Annotated in this window: 17 protein-coding genes; 9 read left to right on the top strand and 8 right to left on the bottom strand. The window is 68.6% G+C overall.

Translation table 11 applies throughout. The features are described 5' to 3' along the window. The first annotated feature begins 112 nt into the window (after window positions 1-112). From FB563_RS36770 to FB563_RS36780, 3 genes are read left to right on the top strand one after another with little or no spacing between them, the layout of a single operon-like run. Entirely contained in the window at window positions 113-973 is an 861-nt protein-coding gene (locus FB563_RS36770) for an ABC transporter ATP-binding protein (RefSeq protein WP_079048816.1), read from the top strand. Next, complete coding sequence (locus FB563_RS36775; protein WP_055706766.1) at window positions 970-1,848, top strand: ABC transporter permease; 879 nt, start codon at window positions 970-972, stop codon at window positions 1,846-1,848. Before FB563_RS36770 ends, FB563_RS36775 begins: the two co-directional genes overlap by 4 nt. A gap of 58 nt (window positions 1,849-1,906) precedes the next feature. Then, window positions 1,907-2,986, top strand: coding sequence for an ABC transporter substrate-binding protein (locus tag FB563_RS36780; protein WP_055706765.1), 1,080 nt, complete (start codon window positions 1,907-1,909; stop codon window positions 2,984-2,986). A gap of 253 nt (window positions 2,987-3,239) precedes the next feature. Here FB563_RS36780 and FB563_RS36785 read toward each other — a convergent pair whose 3' ends face one another. The 4 genes from FB563_RS36785 to FB563_RS36800 all read right to left on the bottom strand — a co-directional run bounded on the left by FB563_RS36785 (window position 3,240) and on the right by FB563_RS36800 (window position 8,014). Beyond that, entirely contained in the window at window positions 3,240-4,502 is a 1,263-nt protein-coding gene (locus tag FB563_RS36785) for an acyl-CoA dehydrogenase family protein (RefSeq protein ID WP_079048815.1), read from the bottom strand. A 200-nt stretch (window positions 4,503-4,702) separates the two neighbouring features. Then, on the bottom strand, window positions 4,703-6,202 hold the full coding sequence (locus FB563_RS36790) for a sensor histidine kinase (protein ID WP_142219180.1): 1,500 nt from the start codon (window positions 6,200-6,202) through the stop codon (window positions 4,703-4,705). Then, window positions 6,199-6,915 carry a response regulator transcription factor gene (locus tag FB563_RS36795; RefSeq protein ID WP_142219181.1) on the bottom strand — a complete coding sequence of 239 codons (717 nt, stop codon included), beginning with the start codon at window positions 6,913-6,915 and terminating at the stop codon, window positions 6,199-6,201. Before FB563_RS36795 ends, FB563_RS36790 begins: the two co-directional genes overlap by 4 nt. A gap of 49 nt (window positions 6,916-6,964) precedes the next feature. Further along, entirely contained in the window at window positions 6,965-8,014 is a 1,050-nt protein-coding gene (locus FB563_RS36800) for a helix-turn-helix domain-containing protein (protein WP_167528550.1), read from the bottom strand. Between the two features lie 9 nt (window positions 8,015-8,023). Between FB563_RS36800 and FB563_RS36805 the strand changes: the two genes are divergently transcribed. The 3 genes from FB563_RS36805 (at window position 8,024) to FB563_RS36815 (ending at window position 11,731) form a co-directional block, all read left to right on the top strand. Continuing rightward, window positions 8,024-9,535, top strand: coding sequence for a sulfatase family protein (locus FB563_RS36805; RefSeq protein WP_142219183.1), 1,512 nt, complete (start codon window positions 8,024-8,026; stop codon window positions 9,533-9,535). A 125-nt stretch (window positions 9,536-9,660) separates the two neighbouring features. Continuing rightward, window positions 9,661-10,863 (top strand): beta-1,3-glucanase family protein, encoded by a 1,203-nt coding sequence (locus tag FB563_RS36810; protein ID WP_142219184.1) that lies wholly within the window; start codon window positions 9,661-9,663, stop codon window positions 10,861-10,863. Window positions 10,864-10,909: 46 nt separating this feature from the next. Next, entirely contained in the window at window positions 10,910-11,731 is an 822-nt protein-coding gene (locus FB563_RS36815) for a thaumatin family protein (protein WP_244329067.1), read from the top strand. 122 nt (window positions 11,732-11,853) lie between these two features. On the opposite strand, the gene FB563_RS36820 is transcribed toward FB563_RS36815, so the two are convergent. Both FB563_RS36820 and FB563_RS36825 read right to left on the bottom strand, forming a co-directional pair. Beyond that, window positions 11,854-12,144 carry a CAP domain-containing protein gene (locus tag FB563_RS36820; RefSeq protein ID WP_244329068.1) on the bottom strand — a complete coding sequence of 97 codons (291 nt, stop codon included), beginning with the start codon at window positions 12,142-12,144 and terminating at the stop codon, window positions 11,854-11,856. A 92-nt stretch (window positions 12,145-12,236) separates the two neighbouring features. Further along, window positions 12,237-12,689 (bottom strand): DUF6924 domain-containing protein, encoded by a 453-nt coding sequence (locus tag FB563_RS36825; RefSeq protein ID WP_142219186.1) that lies wholly within the window; start codon window positions 12,687-12,689, stop codon window positions 12,237-12,239. Between the two features lie 271 nt (window positions 12,690-12,960). On the opposite strand from FB563_RS36825, the gene FB563_RS36830 reads away from it, so the two are divergent. From FB563_RS36830 to FB563_RS36840, 3 genes are read left to right on the top strand one after another with little or no spacing between them, the layout of a single operon-like run. Continuing rightward, window positions 12,961-13,629: a chitinase gene (locus FB563_RS36830; protein ID WP_244329070.1), complete on the top strand. Its 669-nt coding sequence runs from the start codon at window positions 12,961-12,963 to the stop codon at window positions 13,627-13,629. A gap of 10 nt (window positions 13,630-13,639) precedes the next feature. Further along, the gene (locus FB563_RS36835; RefSeq protein WP_142219188.1) at window positions 13,640-14,494 is read left to right on the top strand and encodes a glycoside hydrolase family protein; all 855 of its coding nucleotides are present in this window, start codon (window positions 13,640-13,642) and stop codon (window positions 14,492-14,494) included. A gap of 44 nt (window positions 14,495-14,538) precedes the next feature. After that, entirely contained in the window at window positions 14,539-14,973 is a 435-nt protein-coding gene (locus tag FB563_RS36840) for a septal ring lytic transglycosylase RlpA family protein (protein WP_142219189.1), read from the top strand. 52 nt (window positions 14,974-15,025) lie between these two features. On the opposite strand, the gene FB563_RS36845 is transcribed toward FB563_RS36840, so the two are convergent. Both FB563_RS36845 and FB563_RS36850 read right to left on the bottom strand, forming a co-directional pair. Continuing rightward, window positions 15,026-16,210, bottom strand: coding sequence for an ROK family transcriptional regulator (locus FB563_RS36845; protein ID WP_142219190.1), 1,185 nt, complete (start codon window positions 16,208-16,210; stop codon window positions 15,026-15,028). A 184-nt stretch (window positions 16,211-16,394) separates the two neighbouring features. Then, on the bottom strand, window positions 16,395-17,957 hold the full coding sequence (locus FB563_RS36850; RefSeq protein ID WP_142219191.1) for a serine/threonine-protein kinase: 1,563 nt from the start codon (window positions 17,955-17,957) through the stop codon (window positions 16,395-16,397). Window positions 17,958-18,050: the final 93 nt, after the last annotated feature.

Raw genomic sequence — 18,050 nt, forward strand, 5'->3', positions numbered from 1 at the left:
CCCCGGTTAACGCGGCTTTCGCGAGATACCTGGGAAACAGCGACGTAACACGGGGTGACCTCTAGCGTCTGCCTTCCTCGACCCCACGAGGTGTGGAAGGAGACGGCCTCACATGGCTTCGCGAAACGATGTCGCGAGGAGCCCGATCGCCGATGCAGCAGAGCGCGAGGACGCGCGCATCGAGATCTCCGGGCTCACCAAGCGATTCCTGACCCCTGCCGGTGAGGTGTTCACGGCGCTGCAAGGCGTTTCGTTCACCGTGGAGCCGGGTCAGTTCTGTGCGGTGGTCGGCCCCACCGGCTGCGGCAAGTCCACCACGCTCGGCATGGTGTCCGGGCTCGACCGGCCCAGCGAGGGCTCGGTCAAGGTCGGCGGCCGCGAGGTGGACGGCATCACCGACGGCGTCAGCTTCATGTTCCAGGCGGACGCGCTGCTGCCCTGGAAGACGGTCCTCGGCAATGTGCTCATGGGCCCGATATTCCGCGGCGTGCCCAAGCAGCAGGCCCAGGCCTCGGCCCGGGACTGGCTGCGCCGCGTCGGCCTCTCCGGCTTCGAGGACCGCTACCCGCACCAGCTCTCCGGCGGCATGCGCAAGCGCGTGGCGATGGCCGCGGCGCTGATCAACGAACCCAAGATCCTGATCATGGACGAGCCGTTCGGCGCCCTGGACGTACAGACCAAGGCGATCATGTCCACCGAGCTGCTGGACCTGTGGGAGCAGATCCGGCCCTCCGTCATCTTCATCACGCACGACCTGGACGAGGCCGTGGCGCTCGCCGACCGGGTCGTCGTCATGACGTCCAGCCCCGGGTCGGTCAAGGCCGTCTTCGACATCGACCTGCCCCGTCCGCGCGGCTCGGTCCAGGAGATCCGCTACCAGCCCCGCTTCATCGAACTCCAGCACCAGATCTGGGACACGCTGCGCGAAGAGGTGGAGCGCGCCTACGCACGCACCGCAGGAGGAAAGGCATGAGCACGACGTCCACCGCTTCCGCCGTCCCGGTCGCCGACGGCGGGCACGCCTCGGCCGCGGCCGCCGCCAAACGGGCCGCACGACGCCGCGTCGCGCTGGTGTGGGCGGGCCGCCTCGGCCTCGCCGCGTTCGTCCTCGGCGGCTGGCAGGCGTTCACCACCTGGGGCATCGTCGACCCGTTCTTCTTCGGGCAGCCGTCCGGGATCTGGCAGCGGCTGATCGACCTCTTCCAGAACGGCACCGAGTTCGGCTCCTTCTACGCGAACATCTGGACCACCATCCAGGAGGCGCTCATCGGCTTCGCCCTCGGCGCCGGCACCGGAGTCGTCTTCGGCGTCGCGCTGGGCCAGAGCCGCTATCTGTCCGACGTCCTCGGTCCCTACATCAAGATGGTCAACGCCATCCCGCGCATCGTACTCGGCTCGATCTTCATCGTCGCCTTCGGTATCGGCGTCACCCCGAAGATCCTGCTCGCCGCCGTGCTGGTGTTCTTCATCGTCTTCTTCAACGCCTTCCAGGGCGTCCGCGAGGTCGACCGCAACATCCTCGCCAACGCCCGGGTGCTCGGCGCCTCCCAGCTGCAGATCATCCGGCACGTCATCGTGCCCTCCGCGCTCACCTGGATCATCGCCAGCCTGCACAGCGCGTTCGGCTTCGCCATCGTCGGCGCGCTCGTCGGCGAGGTGCTCGGCGCGCAGAGCGGCCTCGGCCTCGTCATCAAGACCGCGCAGAACAACTTCGACCCCAACGGTGTGTTCGCCACGATGCTCGTCATCGCGGTGATCGTGCTCGGCGCGGAGTGGCTGATCGGCAAGCTCGAGCACCGGCTGCTGTCCTGGCGCCCGCCGGCCCCCACCGAGGCCAACAGCCTCTGATTCTCGCCTCTTCCCCTCCCCTACCGCCGTTCCTCAGAACGAAAACGAAAGAGCCGCCATGTCCAAGAGAATCCTCACCGCGTCCCTCGTCACCGTCCTCGCCCTCGGCGCGGCCACGGCGTGTTCCAGCAGCTCCTCCGGTTCCAGCGGCTCCGGCGGCACCCCGACCGTCAGGATCATGGTCGGCGGCATCGACAAGCAGATCTACCTGCCCTACCAGCTCGCCCAGAACCTCGGCTTCTACAAGAAGTACGGCGTCAACGTCGTGCTGAGCACCGAGCAGGACGGCGGCACCGGCGCCGAGGACGCCATGGCCTCGGGGCAGGTGGACATGGCGGGCGCCTGGTACAACCACACGATCGACTTCCAGGTGAAGGGCAAGGCCGTCGAGGACGTCGTCCAGCTGTCCGGTGCGCCGGGCGAGCGGGAGATGTGTGCCACCAAGAGCGGGGTGCACTCGGCGGCGGACTTCAAGGGCAAGACGCTGGGCGTGACCGACCTGGGCTCGGGCACCGACACGCTGACCCAGTTCCTGGCCGCCAAGAAGGGCATCAAGACGAGCGACTTCCACCGGATCGGGGTCGGCGCGGGCTCCACCGCCATCGCCGCGCTGCAGAACGGCAAGGTGGCCTGTGTCATGACGACGCAGCCGACGGTCGCCGCCATCGAGAAGAAGGGCGTCGGCTACTCGGCGGTCGATGTCGCCACCACCGAGGGTGCCAAGGCCGCGACCGGCGGCGCCTGGCCGGCCGCGGGTGTCATCGCCCGCACCGACTGGGTGAACTCGCACAAGGACGCGGTGCAGAAGGTCGTCGACGCGCTCGTGGCCACCATGCACTGGATCGACAAGCACAGCGCGGCGGACATCGCCGACAAGCTGCCGCAGTCGTTCGTGCAGAACCAGCTGGTCACCAAGGCCGACTACATCTCGGCCCTGACCCAGGACAAGGGGCAGTTCCTCCCGGACGGCATCATGCCGGCCGACGGTCCCAAGAACGTCCTGGCCACGGAGGAGCTGGTCGGCCACGCGACCTCGAAGGTGAACCTCGGCACGACGTTCACCAATGACTTCGCCCTCGCGGCCAACAAGAAGGAAGGCTTCACCACCACCACGACCCCGGCGGGCACGTCCGGCTGAGCCTCCGTCACACCGGAATGATCGGTGGCCGTGCCGGACTGACTCCGGCACGGCCACCGATCTGCGTTTTCGCACGGCGGGACGACAGGATTTGAACCTGCGACCCCTTGACCCCCAGGAGTGAGGGTCGGCCACCCTTTCTGGGCATAACGGGCGAATCTTGGGCGCAGGGCGTGCGTCGGCGTACGTGCCGCTCAATGCTGCTGACACCGTGTGGTCCCCCATTGGTCCCCATGGCTCACAAGCCCACGGCTTACTCACCGCTGCCGGGACCGACGCCGCCTCGTCTACTCGCCAGCGCGCCACGATCCTCTAGCTCGTCTGGTACCCGAGGTCTCGGCCGACCCCTCCTACCTCCGAACAGAACCCGGCCGTAGTCCTCCGCGACGGTGTGGGGGCCGAACTGCGGGTGGCGCATCATGACCGCCAGGTCGCGCCAGATGCGCCGCAGCGAGGCGCCCGGGGCGAAGCCGCCCAGGCTGTGCGGGTCCAGCAGCCAGTCCACGGCCTCCCGGCATTCCTGCGCGGCGGACGCCAGCTCCGCCCGCATGCGTGCGTGTTCCCGCGCGGGGCGGAACACGGAGTTCGCAGGAGCATGGAGCTGATGGAGCCGGTCGTCGAGGGCATCCGCTACGCGCAGAACGCGGCTTGTCGCCGAGTCGAGGAGCCGGCAGGCGGTGGTGAGCCACGGCCGGGACGGTGGGTGACGGACGGCCGGCGTGAGGGCGTCGACGCCCGCTGACACTTTCTCCATCGCGTGCTGGGCGCCGCGTGCGGCTCCGAGCAGCGGGGCGAGCATGACGACGGCGATGCCGAGCAGTGCCGTCGAAGCGGCGGGGAAGCCGGGGGCCCGGTCCGCTTCGGCGGTGGGGAACACCACGTGGGCCGGGGGTACCGCCACGTCCTGGGCCACGAGCGTGTGACTGCCCGTTCCGGCCATGCCGGTGACGGGCCGGTCGCGTTCGACGGAGAGGTCCCTGGTCGAGATCAACGCCGGGCAATACAGGGCGGGTTGGCCCTCCGCGTGCACGGGTACCGCGAGGACCGCCCACGCCGAGTCCTCGCAGCCGGCGACGGCCTGCCACCGCCCCGAGACGCTGAAACCGTAACCGGTCCGCTCGCCCAGGGCCCTCAGCGGTGTGGTGGAACCGCACATGATCGCGTCGGGGTCGGCGAACAGAACCTCGCGGGCGGCCTCGGGGAACACCGCCGAGCACACGGTCTTCAAGGCCGCGGACAGTGCGGTGATCCACGCCGTCGACGGACACCCCTGCCCCAGTTCGGCGATCACCCGCACCTGGGTCCGCAGACCGGCTCCGGCCCCACCGGCATCGCGCGGGACGCCCATCGCGAACAGTCCGGCCCGCCGTAGCACCGCCAGGGAATCCGCGGCCGGACGCAGATCATGCTCCGTCCGTGCGGCGTTCGCCGCCAACGTCCGTGCCGCGGTGCGGGCCCGCTCCACCAACTCCTCGTCGCAGGCGGCCGCGGGAGTTTCTCGCAATTCAGTACTCATGCCATATCCTTTGCATCCGCATCGCTGAGAGTTAATTGCATGCGAGGCCGCTGCAGAGTTCGGAAGGAGACAGGGACGCCAGGTCAGAATGCGGGCGTACCGGCGACAGTCGCAAGTCGACCGCCGCCGGATTAATTGGCACTGGCGGGGAATAATTCGACAGGGAGGAAAGCGGATACCGACCCTGGCCGAACGTAAACCTAGGTGCGCTTGGTGAACAGGCCCGGCGGGGCCTGTTCGGGGGTTCGGGTCAGCCAGTCGCGGTGCAGCAGCGGCAGGGTGTACTCCACGTCCTGGACGCCCGTGGCCGGCAGGTGGAGCTCGAAGCGTGTGCCGGGCCGGCCGTCAGGGCGGTCCGACACGGTGATGTGGCCCCCGTGGAGGGCGGCTTGCTGGGCGACCAGGGTGAGGCCCAGGCCGGAGCCGGGGCTGTCGGGGCCGCGGTGGAAACGCTGGAAGATCTCCTCGCGGCTTTCGGGAGGGATGCCGCGGCCGTGGTCGTCCACCACGAGCACCGCGGTCGCCTCGCGCCCACCGAGCGGCGGGCGCAGGGTCACCTCGATGCGGGCGACGCCGTCTTCGGCGCGGCCGTGGGTCCAGGCGTTGGTCAGCAGGTTGTCCACCGCCGAGCGCAGACCCTGCTCCCAGCCGTCGACACGCACCCCCGCGGTGGTGCGTACGGACACTTCGGCGTCGGGGCGAGTGCGCCGCAGGTCGCAGACCGACGCCTCCACGAGCTCCCCGAGGTCCAGTGACGAGAACGCGTCCGCCTCGATCAGGTCGCCCTGTGCGAGCGCCTTCAGCATCACCAGCAGCCCGAGCAGCCGGGTGTGTTCGCGCCCGAGGTCCCCGAGCACCTCCGCCCGGTCCTCGGGGTCGAGGTCGGGGTGGTCGGTGAGGATGTCGAGGTTGGTGCGCATGCTCATCAGCGGGGTGCGCAGCTCGTGGGAGGCGGTCGCGGCGAACGCGCGGGCGGTGGCCAGCGCCTCCCCGGTGCGCGCGGCCTGCTCGTCGTAGCGGGCGAGCACGGTCTGCACCGTGTACGCCAGGTCGTCCACCTCGGTGATCCGGGTCGGCGTGTGCTCCAGGCGTACGGTGCTGGTCCTGGGGTCCAGTCCACTGGTACGCCGCTGAAGCCGCCGTAGCGGAAGAACCGCCCGGGCGGCGATGGCCCAGGCGGTGGCACCGGCCAGTGCGGCGGCCACCAGCGCACCGGTCAGTACCCGTTGGCGCACCAGCGCCAGTTCGTCCTCGGCCGTGTCCGGTGACAGCAGCCACAGATTCGGGGTGTTGCTCTCTTTCGCCGCGGCACCGACGCACAGTGACAGGACGAGCCAGTCCTTGCCGCCGGAGGTCACGGTGACGGGCGTCAGGGCGTTGCGGGGCAGCGTGGGGTTCGGCTCGGGCTGCGGGCCGGCCGAGATCGTGTCCTGCGGCCCCTTCAGCCGGACGCCCACATCCCGGGCGGAGTTGATCAGCCGGCGTCGGCGGACCTGCTCCAGGAGCGGGTGGTCGGTCCCGGCCACGTCCAGATACGCCTTGGCGTTCTGGGCTACGACCGTCGCGCGGGCGCGTAGTTGGTCGTTCTGGTGCGTGCGCAGGTCGCTGCTGACCAGGTGGAGCAGCAGCCAGCCGGAAGCGAGGACCAGCACGGGCACACTCACGCCGACCGCGAGCGCGATACGGGTGGACAGTTTCACGGCGTGTCCTCGATGTGCGGGGTCTGGCGGTCCGCGCGCAGGACGAAACCGACCCCGCGCACGGTGTGCACCATCCGGGGCCGGCCGCCTGCCTCCAGCTTGCGCCGCAGATAGCTGACGAAGGTGTCGACGGCGTCACTGCGGACCTGGAAGTCGTATCCCCAGACCCAGTCCAGCAGTTGCTCGCGGGTGAGCACGATGCCCGCGTTGCGGGCCAGGATCTCCAGCAGCGCGAACTCGCGCCGGGTCAGTTGCAGTGGCCGGTCGTCCAGAACGGCCTGGTGGGCGGCCGGGTCGAGGACGAGGCCGCCGACGCGGAGGGGGGCGGTGGCGGCCGGCGGGCGGCGGCGCAGCAGGGCGTGCAGCCGCAGGACCAACTCCTGGAGTGCGAACGGCTTGACCAGGTAGTCGTCCCCGCCCGCCTGTAGGCCCGCCACCCGGTCGGCCGTCTCGTCCAGCGCGGAGAGCATCAGCACGGGTACGTCGTCGCCGTCGTCGCGCAGGGCCCGGCACACGTCGATGCCGCTGAGATCGGGCATGCTGACGTCCAGGACGACGATGTCGGGGCGGCCGGCGCGGGCCTCCGCCAGACCGGTGTGACCGCCGTCCGCGATCGTCACCGTGAATCCGCTCAGTCTCAGCCCCCGTGCCAGTGACCGCCGTATCGCCGCGTCGTCGTCGACCACCAGGACCCGCCCGGCCTTGCCTGCCATGCACACCTCGGTTTCACCGCGTCGAACGAGCTTGCCCGGAGGAGACCGATCAAAGCACGGGCAGTCTGTGCCCGACATTGCAGGTGCGCCTCGTCCGGTACTGCGACGGCGTGCATCCCATGATGCGGCGGAAGCTCCGCGAGAAGTGCTCGGAACCGGAGAATCCGCAGCGCCGTCCTATGCGGGCGATGGTGTCGTCGCCGGTCTCGAGGTACTTGCGGGCCAGGTCGATCCGGAGTTCGGTGAGATAGCGGTACGGGGTGAATCCGGTGGTGGCCTTGAAACAGCGTACGAAGTGGAAACGGCTGAAGGAGACCAGGGACGCCAGGTCGCCGACCGAGACCGGTTGTTCGAGGTTGGCCCGCATATAGGACAGAATCGTCTCGAGCTGCCCTGAGCTCAACAGACCGGCTGTCCTGCCCGAACCGGACGAGTGCGGCGCGAGCAGGTGGGCGGCGATGAACTGCGCCGCCGACTGCGCGTACAGGTCGTCAGCGCCGACCTCGCTCGCGGCCGCCACCGCCTTCACCATGGCCGCGAGGAGCGGGTCGAACCGCGTCACCGGGTGCGGATCCGACAGATACGGGACGCGTGACGGCAGGTCCTCCTCGGTGATGAACCGGCGCAGCGTGTCGACCGGGAGGGTGAGGGTGGCGATCGTCACGGGCTCGTCACCGGTCGGTGCCACGACCAGCGTCCGGCTCAGCCCCGGGGGAATGATGCACACGTCGTCGGGAAGTGGGAACGCCTCTTTCCCTGTCCGTGTGGCGTGGCCTTCGCGGATTTCCAGAAGCCCGCTCAGATGGGCATTCAGTTTGATTCCTGAAGACGACGGCAGATGGAACGTGTGGACGCCCTTCTTGAACGTTTGCTTCCACACGTGCAGGGAGTGCCATGCTTTGCTCCCCACTCCGCTGGTTACCTCCAACGCCCGGTTTCCTCTCGTCCGGTTCCACGGCTCTCGATGCAGGTGCCGTGTATAGAGTGCAGGGGAATCAGAGGCTGTCGCAAGGCGACCGGTCCGGATTAATTGGCCTGAGCACGGAATAATTCGGCAGGGGGCAATCTGATATTGACCGGGGCGGATTCCTGCTGCCACGCTCCCAGCATGATTCGCACTCGTCAATTGCTGACGCTTACAGCCGGCTTGGCGGCGATGGTGTTCGCCGCTCAGAGCGGAATGAACGCGGCGACAGCACACGCCACCGGCCCCACCGTGAAGCCGGCCGCGGCCACGGCAGCGGCCAAACCGAACATCGTCTTCGTACTCACCGACGACATGTCCACAAACCTGCTCCCGTACATGCCCCAGGTGCAGAAGCTCCAGTCACAGGGCACGTCGTTCAGCGACTTCGTGGTCAGCAACTCGCTCTGCTGTCCGTCCCGTTCGTCCATCTTCACCGGTGAGTACCCGCACAACACCGGCGTCCTCAGCAACACGGCAGGGTCCAACGGCGGCTTCAAGGCCTTCCACGACAACGGCCTGGAGAAGGACACCTTCGCTGCCGCCCTGAAGGCCAAGGGCTACCGCACCGCGATGATGGGCAAGTACCTCAACGGTTACGACCCCCAGTCCACGGTCGACGGCCAGCAGCCGTACGTGCCGCAGGGGTGGAGCCAGTGGGACGTCGTCGGCAACGGCTACCCGGAGTACAACTACAAGCTCGCCCACGACCACAAGATGGAACCCCACGGCGACAAGAACAAGGACTATCTGACCGACGTCCTGAGCGAGAAGGGTCAGTCGTTCATCAAGAAGTCCGCAGCGGCGCACAAGCCGTTCATGCTGGAGGTCGCCCTTTTCACACCGCACGGTCCGTCCACGCCGGCCCGCCGGGACACGAAGGACTTCCCCGGCCTGAAGGCGCCGCAGGGCCCCGCCTTCGACAAGCTCCCGACCAACGCGCCGCCGTGGCTGGCCCGGCAGAAACCGTTGACCCAGAGCGAGAAGACCGCGATCGACAAGAAGTTCCGCAAGCGCGCACAGTCGCTCCAGGCGGTCGACAAGATGCTCGGCAAGCTGCGCCAGAGCCTGACCAGCGCCCACGTCGCCGACAACACCTACGTCGTCTTCAGCTCCGACAACGGCTTCCACCTCGGTGAGTACCGGCTCAAGGCGGGCAAGCAGACGGCCTTCGACACGGACGTCCGCGTGCCGCTGGTGATCGCAGGACCCGGTGTCGCGGCCGGACGGACGAGCCACGCCCAGGTGTCGAACATCGACTTCGCGCCCACCTTCGAGAAGATCGGCGGCGCCGCGGTGTCGTCCAAGGTGGACGGGCACAGCATGCTCCCCCTCCTGGACGGCGGCTCGGACGCGGGCTGGCGCACGGCCAACCTGATCGAGCACCGCCACGCCAAGCCGGCTCCTGACGACCCGGACAACCACGGCACCGAGAGCGTCAGCCCGCCGAACTACCACGCCATGCGCACCAACTCCTACACCTACGTCGAGTACGACAGCGGCGCGAAGGAGTACTACGACCTGAGCACCGACCCCGACGAGCTGCACAACATCGCCGGACAGCTGAGCCAGGCCCGCCTGGCGAAGCTGCACGACGCGCTGACCGGGCTGAAGAACTGCCACGGCGACGGCTGCTGGAGCGCCGGACACCTGTAGCAGGGCTCCCACGCAGTGCCCTGGCCGCCCGCCGCGGCCAGGGCACTGCGTGGGCGGGCGTCCGCGCGCGCCCGTTTCCCCACGCGTGTTCCGTCACACCCAGCACTGGAGAGAGGAATTTCCGCATGTTCTCGTCCGACGCCCACCCGCCCACCCGCCGCGGAGCGCTCGCCTCGATGGCGGGTGCCCTGGCCGGATCCGCTCTCGTCTCCGCCGCCCCGCGCGCCTTCGCCGACTCCGACGGCGCCGACCCGGCCGCCGAGGCCGCGCGAGGGGGGCTGCCGCTCACGGTCGTCAACAGCAGCGGCACGTTCGCCAACGGCCAGGTCCATCTGTACGTCGTGGGCAGCAAGGGAGACCGGCAGGTACGGCTCACCCGGCGGGGCACCCTGGCCCCCGTCAAGCTCTCCGACAACCACGCGGGCGGCTTCGCCGACTACTCCATCCCGCTGGCCGCCCATGGCGCGACCGAGCTGCGACTGCCGCAGATGTCCGGACGCATCTACGTGGCCCTCGGCCACAAGCTGAAGTTCAAGGCCGTCAGGGGCGCCGACGGCAAGATCGGTCTTCAGCAGCCGGCCGGCTGGGTGGAGTCCGACCCCAACTTCTCCGTGCTGCACGACTTCGTGGAGTTCACCCACGACGCGTCCGGCATGCACTGCAACACCACCATGGTGGACATGTTCAGCGTTCCGATGATGATCGGGCTGAACGGAGCGAAGAACCACAGCACCGGCCGGCTGTCCGCCGGCGGCCGCGTGAAGGTCTTCAACGCCCTGCGGAACCACCCGGACTTCAAGCACCTCGTCATAGCCGACCGGCGCGTCATCGCCCCGAGCCACGGCCTCGACGCCGGCCGGTTCCCCCAGCACTACTTCGACGACTACATCGACAAGGTCTGGCACACCTACCAGAACAAGAACCTCGTCGTCAGGACGAACGCGGGCACGTTCACCGGCCGGGTCAGGAACCAGCAGCTGACCTTCAGCGGCCCCGCGCAGGTCTCCTTCGCCAAGCCCTCCACCCGTGACGTGCTCTTCTGCGACGGGGCGCTCGCCGCCCCCAACGACGGGATCACCGGCCCCGTCGCCGCCGTCCTGGGCGCCGCGTTCAACCGCTCGACGCTGCTGAGCCACAGCAAGCAGCCCACCACCCGCGCGGCCACCTTCTACGACACCGCCGTCACCAACCACTACGCCAAGGCCATCCACGCCGCGACCAGCAACGGCAAGGCCTACGGGTTCGCCTTCGACGACGTCGCCGGCTGGGCCTCCTACATCGAGGACCCCAGCCCCCAGCACATGCACCTGACGCTGACCCCGTTCTGAGACACCCGCTGTTGCGTGCAGCAAGCGACCACCGAGGGAGTACCAGGTGAAGGGATTACGTGAGCTGCTTCTCGCGGCCGTGCTGTGTCTCATGCCGGCCGGCGCGTCCGCCGGAGCCGCGCATGCCGCCGCGGCCGACGATTCCCGCACCGTGCCCGCCGCTACCACCGTCGCCGCACCCGAGGCGAGTGCGGCCGCCGGCGCCCACACGGTGACGTTCGTCAACCGGTCCGGGAAGAAGCTGTGGATCGGCAGCACCGCCAACAAGGACGAGCCCGACGGAGATTCGAAGAGCCTGAAGTCGCTGCCCGTGCTCAAGCCCGGGCAGTCGGCGACCGTGACCATCCCGGAGGACAAGGCCCCCCACCACTGGCGCGGCACGTTCTTCGCCCGCCAGGGATGTTCGGGCACGTCGGGAAGCACGTTCCACTGCGCCATCGGCGACTGCGGAGTATTCGCCCAGCGCTGCAAGACGGGCGAACAGCCGGTAAGCCTCGCCGAGTTCAACTTCGACAGGAAGGACACGAAGGCGCCCTGGTACGACGTCAGCTACGTCAACGCCTTCTCACTCCCCATCACCATCGCGCCCAAGGGAGCCGAGAAGGTCACCAAGAACGGCTCGTGCTCGCAGCAGGGCTGCCGGAAGAACCTGCTGCGTTACTGCCCGAAGGCCGACCGGCAGCACAACTCCGCCGGGAAGACCGTGCTGTGCGTGAACCCGAGCCGGGATGCCACCTCCGCCTACAGCGATGCCATCAAGAAGCACTGCCCCAAGGCCTACGCCTGGTCCAAGCAGGACCAGGAGACCGGCAACAAGACGATGCGGCAGTGCGCCAAGTGCAAGGGCTTCGTGGTGACGTTCTGGTGATCCCATGACCCCATGACCCCCTGCTCCACGAGTCGGCCGCCCCGCGCATACTCTCGCGGGGCGGCCGGCTCATATTCGGTTCAGACGCGTCGGCTCAGGCACGTCGGTTCAGAGGCATGGGTTCAGAACTTCGCGCCGAAGTCCTGCGTCCAGTACGGGCCACCCGCCGAGCCGGACGCCTTCACGTAGCCGACGCCTACGTGCTTGAGCGAGCAGTTGAGGATCCTCGCCCGGTGGCCCGGCGACTTCATCCACGCCTTGACCACGCCGGCGGCGGTGGCCTGACCGGCCGCGACGTTCTCCGCCAGTGAGCTCAGCCGGTGCAGCCGGCTGCCTCGACCCGGTCCACCATGGTGCTGCCGTTGGATCCGGTCGCCAAGTACGGTGAACAGACAAGAGTTCTCCCCAATCAAGACAGGAATCGAGAGCGGTAACTCAAGCTGCCCGGCGACGTTCTGATACAGCGCACCTCCATTGCTTCAAGACCGGCCGCTATTGCTCTCGGTCACCAGCGCAGGATCTTGTCCTCGGCGCGCACCGCGTTGTACGCGAACTCCCAGAAGTCCAGGTGTCCGATGGCCAGGTTCACATGCACATCGTTGACCAGCGTGGGCGACAGTCGGAATGCACAGCCGAGTTCCTCGTCGCCCTCTTCCAGCTCCTCGGGTCTGGTGGAGACCGCGAGGAGGCTGTGGTCGCCGGTCATCGTGGCGGCGTCGGCCAGGAACACCACTTCGAGTCCCGGGTCGGCGGCCACAGCGGAGAGGGCCATTTCGTCCGGGCTCGCTCCCGCATAGGCACGGTCGTCCACCAGATGGTGGCGGACTTCGAACCCGCCGTCGGACTGATTTAGGAGCGCCACGACCGCTCGCCACGCCTCGTCGTCCGAGTAGTCCGTGCGTATGACCAGGGCTTCGGTCTCGAAGTCGTGTCCTGCACGGTTGATGACCGGTCGCATGAATCCCCTCCAGAAGAACGCCGGCGCCCGATCGCGAGATGGCGACAGCTACTCCGGATCATATGCTCGTCTGTTCCGCACGCGGTTGTCGCGCTCGAACTCCCCGAGCAACAACTGCCGTTCCCGAAGCAATTTCTGAGCCCTTTCTCCGGGCGGCGGCAGGTAGCTTCGTATCCGGGTTCCGATGGGCAACCCGCCTTTACTCCAAGGAGTTTCCCGTATGCGAAAGCTACGTGCCGTCTACGCCGTGCTCACCGCCGCACTGATAGCGATGTCCGCGGTCAATCTGAGCACCAACACGGCGTCCGCCGCAGAGCAAAGCGGTGGATTCGTCGTCAGCAAGGCTCAGTACAACAAGATGTTCCCGCACCACAAGAAGCTCTACACCTACGAGGGCCTGGTCAAGGCGATGAAGGCATTCCCGGCCTTCGCGCACACCGGCGACGCCAAGACCAAGAAGCGTGAGGCCGCGGCCTTCCTCGCGAACGTCAGCCACGAGACCAGCGGGCTGATCTACATCAACGAGCAGAACAAGGCCAACTGGCCGACCTACTGCCAGCCAGAGCCCTACGGCTGCCCGGCCGGCCAGTCCGCGTACCACGGCCGCGGCCCGCTCCAGATCAGCTGGAACTACAACTACAAGGCGGCCGGCGACGCGGTCCACATCGACCTGCTGAACCACCCGAACCTCGCGGCGACGAACCCCGTCGTGACCTGGAAGCTCGCGCTCTGGTACTGGATGACCCAGTCCGGCCCCGGCACCATGACGCCCCACCACGCGATGGTCAAGAGCGGCGGCTTCGGCGAGACCATCCGCAGCATCAACGGCGCCATCGAGTGCAACGGCGGCAACCCGGCCGAGATGAAGGACCGGGTCGCCACGTACAAGAAGTTCACCAAGATGCTCCACGTCGGCGCCGGCGCGCACCTCAGCTGCTGAGGGAGGCGTCATGCGGAAGGTACGTGTCCTCGCCCTGCCGTTCCTGCTCTCGGCCGTGCTCGTGGCCGGCAGCCAGAGCGCCGCGCCCACTGCGTTCGCGGCCGGCGGCCATTCCGTTGCCGCCACCTCCGCGGCGAAGAAGAAGGGCATCAGCGCCTGGAAGTTCGACGGCGTCACCAAGGCGCTCGCCGACTCGAACTCCGGCTGGTTCTACACCTGGTCGTCGGGCAAGGGAGGAATCAAGCCGCCGCGCGGTGTCGAGTTCGTGCCCATGATCCATGACGCGGGCTCGGTGACGAGTAAGGAGCTCGGTCTGGCCAAGAAGCAGGGCAAGAACCTGCTCGGCTTCAACGAGCCCGACAGGTCGGATCAGGCACACATGACCGTGAAGCAGGCACTCGATCTGTGGCCCCGGCTCCAGTCGACCGGTCTGCGGCTCGGCGCCCCCGCCGTGGCCACCGGCGGCGATGTCGCCGGCGGCTGGCTGGACCGGTTCATGAAGGGCGCCGCCGCCCGCCACTACCAGGTCGACTTCATCCCCTTGCACTGGTACGGCGCGGACTTCGACGCCCAGCGCGCGACGGGGCAGTTGCGCAGCTATCTCGAGGCCGTGCACAAGCGCTACAAGAAGCCGATCTGGCTCACCGAATACGCCCTGATCGACTTCTCGTCCGGCACCCCGCGCTATCCGTCCAAGGCGCAACAGGCCGCATTCGTGAAGAAGTCGACGGCCATGCTCCAGCACCTGGACTACGTCCGGCGCTACGCGTGGTTCACCCTCTCCACCGACCACGGCGACGGCACCGGCCTTTACCACGGTGCGACGGCCAACCGGGTGGGCGTCGCCTATCGCTCCGCGGGCTGAACACAAGATCAATCAGTCAAATCACGAGAAACGAGGGAAAGAACATGAGCAAGCGGACCCTGCACGCCTCCATCGCGGCCGGTGCGGCCCTACTGACCGCGATGGTCGCCCTGGCTCCGGCGAGTTCCGCCGCGACCGCCTCCGCGCAGGCTCAGAGGCCGACGTGCTGGGCGACGCACTACGGCCCGATACCCGCCGGCAGCACCACCGCCAACGGCGACATCTTCGACAACAGCAAGAACACCGCGGCGACTTCGCTCACCCGCCATCCCCAGCTGCCCTTCGGCACGAGGGTGCGGGTCACCAACGTGGCGAACGGCAAGTCCCTGGTCGTGCGCATCAACGACCGCGGCACGTTCAAGCACACGAAGGCGGAACCCAAGTGCCTCGACCTGACCGACGGCGCCTTCAGGCGGCTCGGCGGGAGCCTCAACCCCGACGCCGGTCACATCGTCGTCCGGCAGAAGGTGCTGAAGTGACCCTCTGAGAAAGACGGGGTGACCGGCGGCCGGAACGGCTGACGTCTCCATGTCACGGTATGAGCGCCCGGGTTGCCTCCCGCAGCCCGGGCGCTTCGTGATCCGGGTGCCGCCGGAGCAGAGCGAGGGCGCCGAGGGCGGCGCCGGTATCGCCGAGTCCGGCCGGAATCACTCGGGGCACCCCGTACGAGCAGCGCGCGACATGCGTGTCGAGCATGTGCTCGATCGGTGCCATCAGGGCTCGACCGGCGCCGACCAGCTCACCGCCGATGACGATCACGTCGGGTCCGACGGCATGGCTCACATCGGCCAGCACCCTGCCGACATGCGTGCCCACCCGTGCCAGAACCGCGTGCGCGGCCGCGTCGCCGGACTCCAGCGCGCTCACCAGTTCCGGCAGGTCCGCTGCCGCGGTTCCCGCGGTGCGGCAGGCGTCGAGTACGGCCCCGATCGACGCCACTGTCTCCAGGCATCCGATCGCACCGCACTCGCAGGGCGCGCCGCCCGGGTCCACGGTGATGTGGCCGAACATCCCGGAGCGGCCGTGGGCGCCGCGGTGCAGTGTGCCGGCCATCACGAGTCCGCCGCCGACGCCGTGCGACAACCGCAGGTACAGCACGTTCTGTTCACCCGCGGCGGCACCCCAGATCGTCTCGGCCAGGGTGGCCAGCCGGGTGTTGTTGTCGATCAGTGCCGGTGCGCCGAAGCGTTCGCGCACGCGTGCCGCCACGATGTCGTGCCGAGGCGCCCACAGCGGGCCCTGCCCCGGCGTGCCGACCGGTCCGACCACCCCGACGCCGATGCCGTTCAGGGCGCCCGGTCGCAGCGTCCCGTGCGTCAGCTTGTCCGCCAGTCGCCACGCGAGGTCGATGCGGGTCTGCCACGGGGTGTCGGGGTCGTGCGGTTCGCCGGTGGTGCCGACGATCTCGTGCGCCGCGTTCATCGCGGCCACCCGCACCGCCCGTCGCGCGAACTCGATGCCGAGCAGCCGGCCGCACCCGGGGTTCACGGTCAGTACCTCCGCCGGGCGGCCCCGCTTGCGCCGGGCCGCCTCCGGAACCGAGGCGAGGACGCTGCCCTTGTCCATCAGCGCCCCGACGGCGTCGTAGAGCGTGGTGCGGGACAGGCCGCTCAGGATCCGTAAGTCTCCCCGAGTGAGCGGACCGTGCTCGCGCAGCAGGCTCAGTACCAGGGCCTCGTGCGCGCTGGAGGCCCGTGTCGTCGTCTCAGTCAGCATGGCGGAAGGCGCCCCCCTCTTTGAGCACAACTGTTGCGTGGGGGGACGGAGATCAGTCGTCCGTCCCCCGTGGCGCAAGAAGCTAGAGGGCGTCCTTGTGGGATTTCTGTGGAGCTGCTCAGAGGGAGGACACCTGGGCGTATGCGGTGTTGCCGCGCGCCGGAGGGGGCTGACGCCGCCCGGGTCAGGGTTGAGGCGTGACGTGCACCTGCACGGTCAGCGTGCCGCTGTTGTCCTGGGAGCAGGCACCGGGGGCGTCGTTCATGCCCAGTTGCAGGCGGGCGTCGCCGGACGCCCGGAAAGTCAGCTTCCGCCCGACGATGTGTATCGGGAAATCCTGCTCACCCACGAGTCGGGCCAGCAAGGAGCCGTACGGAGCCCCGACTTTGACCTTGCAGGCCTTCGTTCCCTCCGGCAGCTGGTTGGTTTTCGGGTCGTAACCGGCCGGCCCGGTCATGGGCAGCTTTCGGGAGTTGGCCGTCCATTCTCCGGACACGAACTGGACGGTGATCCGGTCGCCCTGATGGACGGACACGCCGGTGACCGGCTGCCAACCGGCCGTCGATTCGATGACCTGACGAGCCGTCCCCATTTTCGGAGTGTTCGGAGTGCTCGAAACGTTCGGAGTGTTCGGATCATCCTTGAGCGGCAGTGTTCCGGTGAGGAAGAGACCGCTGGCAACGCCCGCCGCCAGTACGGCCGTTCCGGCCAGCCCCCACCGCAGCCGCTTCGGCCACGCCGAGCGGGATGCCTGCGCCTGCGGCTGCGGCTGTGGGAGTTCGAGCGGCGTGGTGTGGCGCCCCGGCGGCACGGTCTCCGCGGCCGGGACGCGCCATTTCGGCTTGGCGGCCATCGTGTCCGCGTCGGCCATCGGGGCCGCAGGCCGGAGCGCGAGTACGGTCGCCGGCGGCAGGAACTCGACGTCCGGCTCGCCGGCCACGATGCCTCGCAGCGCGGAACGCACGGCTGCCGTCGAAGGACGCTCGGCCGGGGACTTGCGCAGCAGCGCTTCGACGACCGGGCGCAGCGGACCGAGCCGCTCCGACAGGCTGGGTTCCTCGTACGCCACGGCGTGCATCGTCGCGGGTGCTCCCGGCCTGCGGAAGGGGGACTCGCCGCAGCACACCGTGGCGAGTGTGGCGCCCAGTGACCACAGGTCGGAGGCCGGTCCGACCTCTGTTTCCATCACGCGCTCCGGCGCCATGAACTCTACGGAGCCGACTACTTGACCGGTGCTCGTCAGGAACTCGCCGTCGTCCAGGGCCGCGATGCCGAAGTCGGTGAGGACGGCGCTGCCGTCACGGCGCAGCAGCACGTTGGCGGGCTTGATGTCCCGGTGCAGAGTCCCGACCGCGTGGACGGCGTCCAGCGCGTCGATCAGTTGCAGGCCGACGGCGGCGGTCTGCTGCGGTGTGAGCGGTCCGGTCTCGGCCGTCCGATTCGCCAGTGAGGACCCTTCGACGAGTTCCATGACGATCCACAGCCGGTCCTCGGACTCGACCAGGTCGTGGACTCCCACCACATGGGGATGCGGCACCCGGGCGACCGCGCGGGCCTCGCGGATGGCACGCCGTACCCGTACGCGGTGGTCCTCGTCGCCGTCGGTGAGGACGTGCAGTTCCTTGGCGGCGACCGGCCGGTCCAGCAGTTGGTCGTGGGCGCGCCAGACCGTGCCCATGCCGCCTCTGCCGAGGACGTCGTGAAGCAGATACCGTCCGGCGATCACCCGTTCCGAACGCGTGGTCACCTGGTCACCATCTCCGGATATCACGCGCTCTCACGTTTCCTTTGGGAGCGGTGTCCGCCGGAGCGCTCCAGCCGCCCGCGGAGCAATCCGCGC

Source organism: Streptomyces puniciscabiei (assembly GCF_006715785.1).
Classification (GTDB): Bacteria; Actinomycetota; Actinomycetes; order Streptomycetales; family Streptomycetaceae; genus Streptomyces; species Streptomyces puniciscabiei.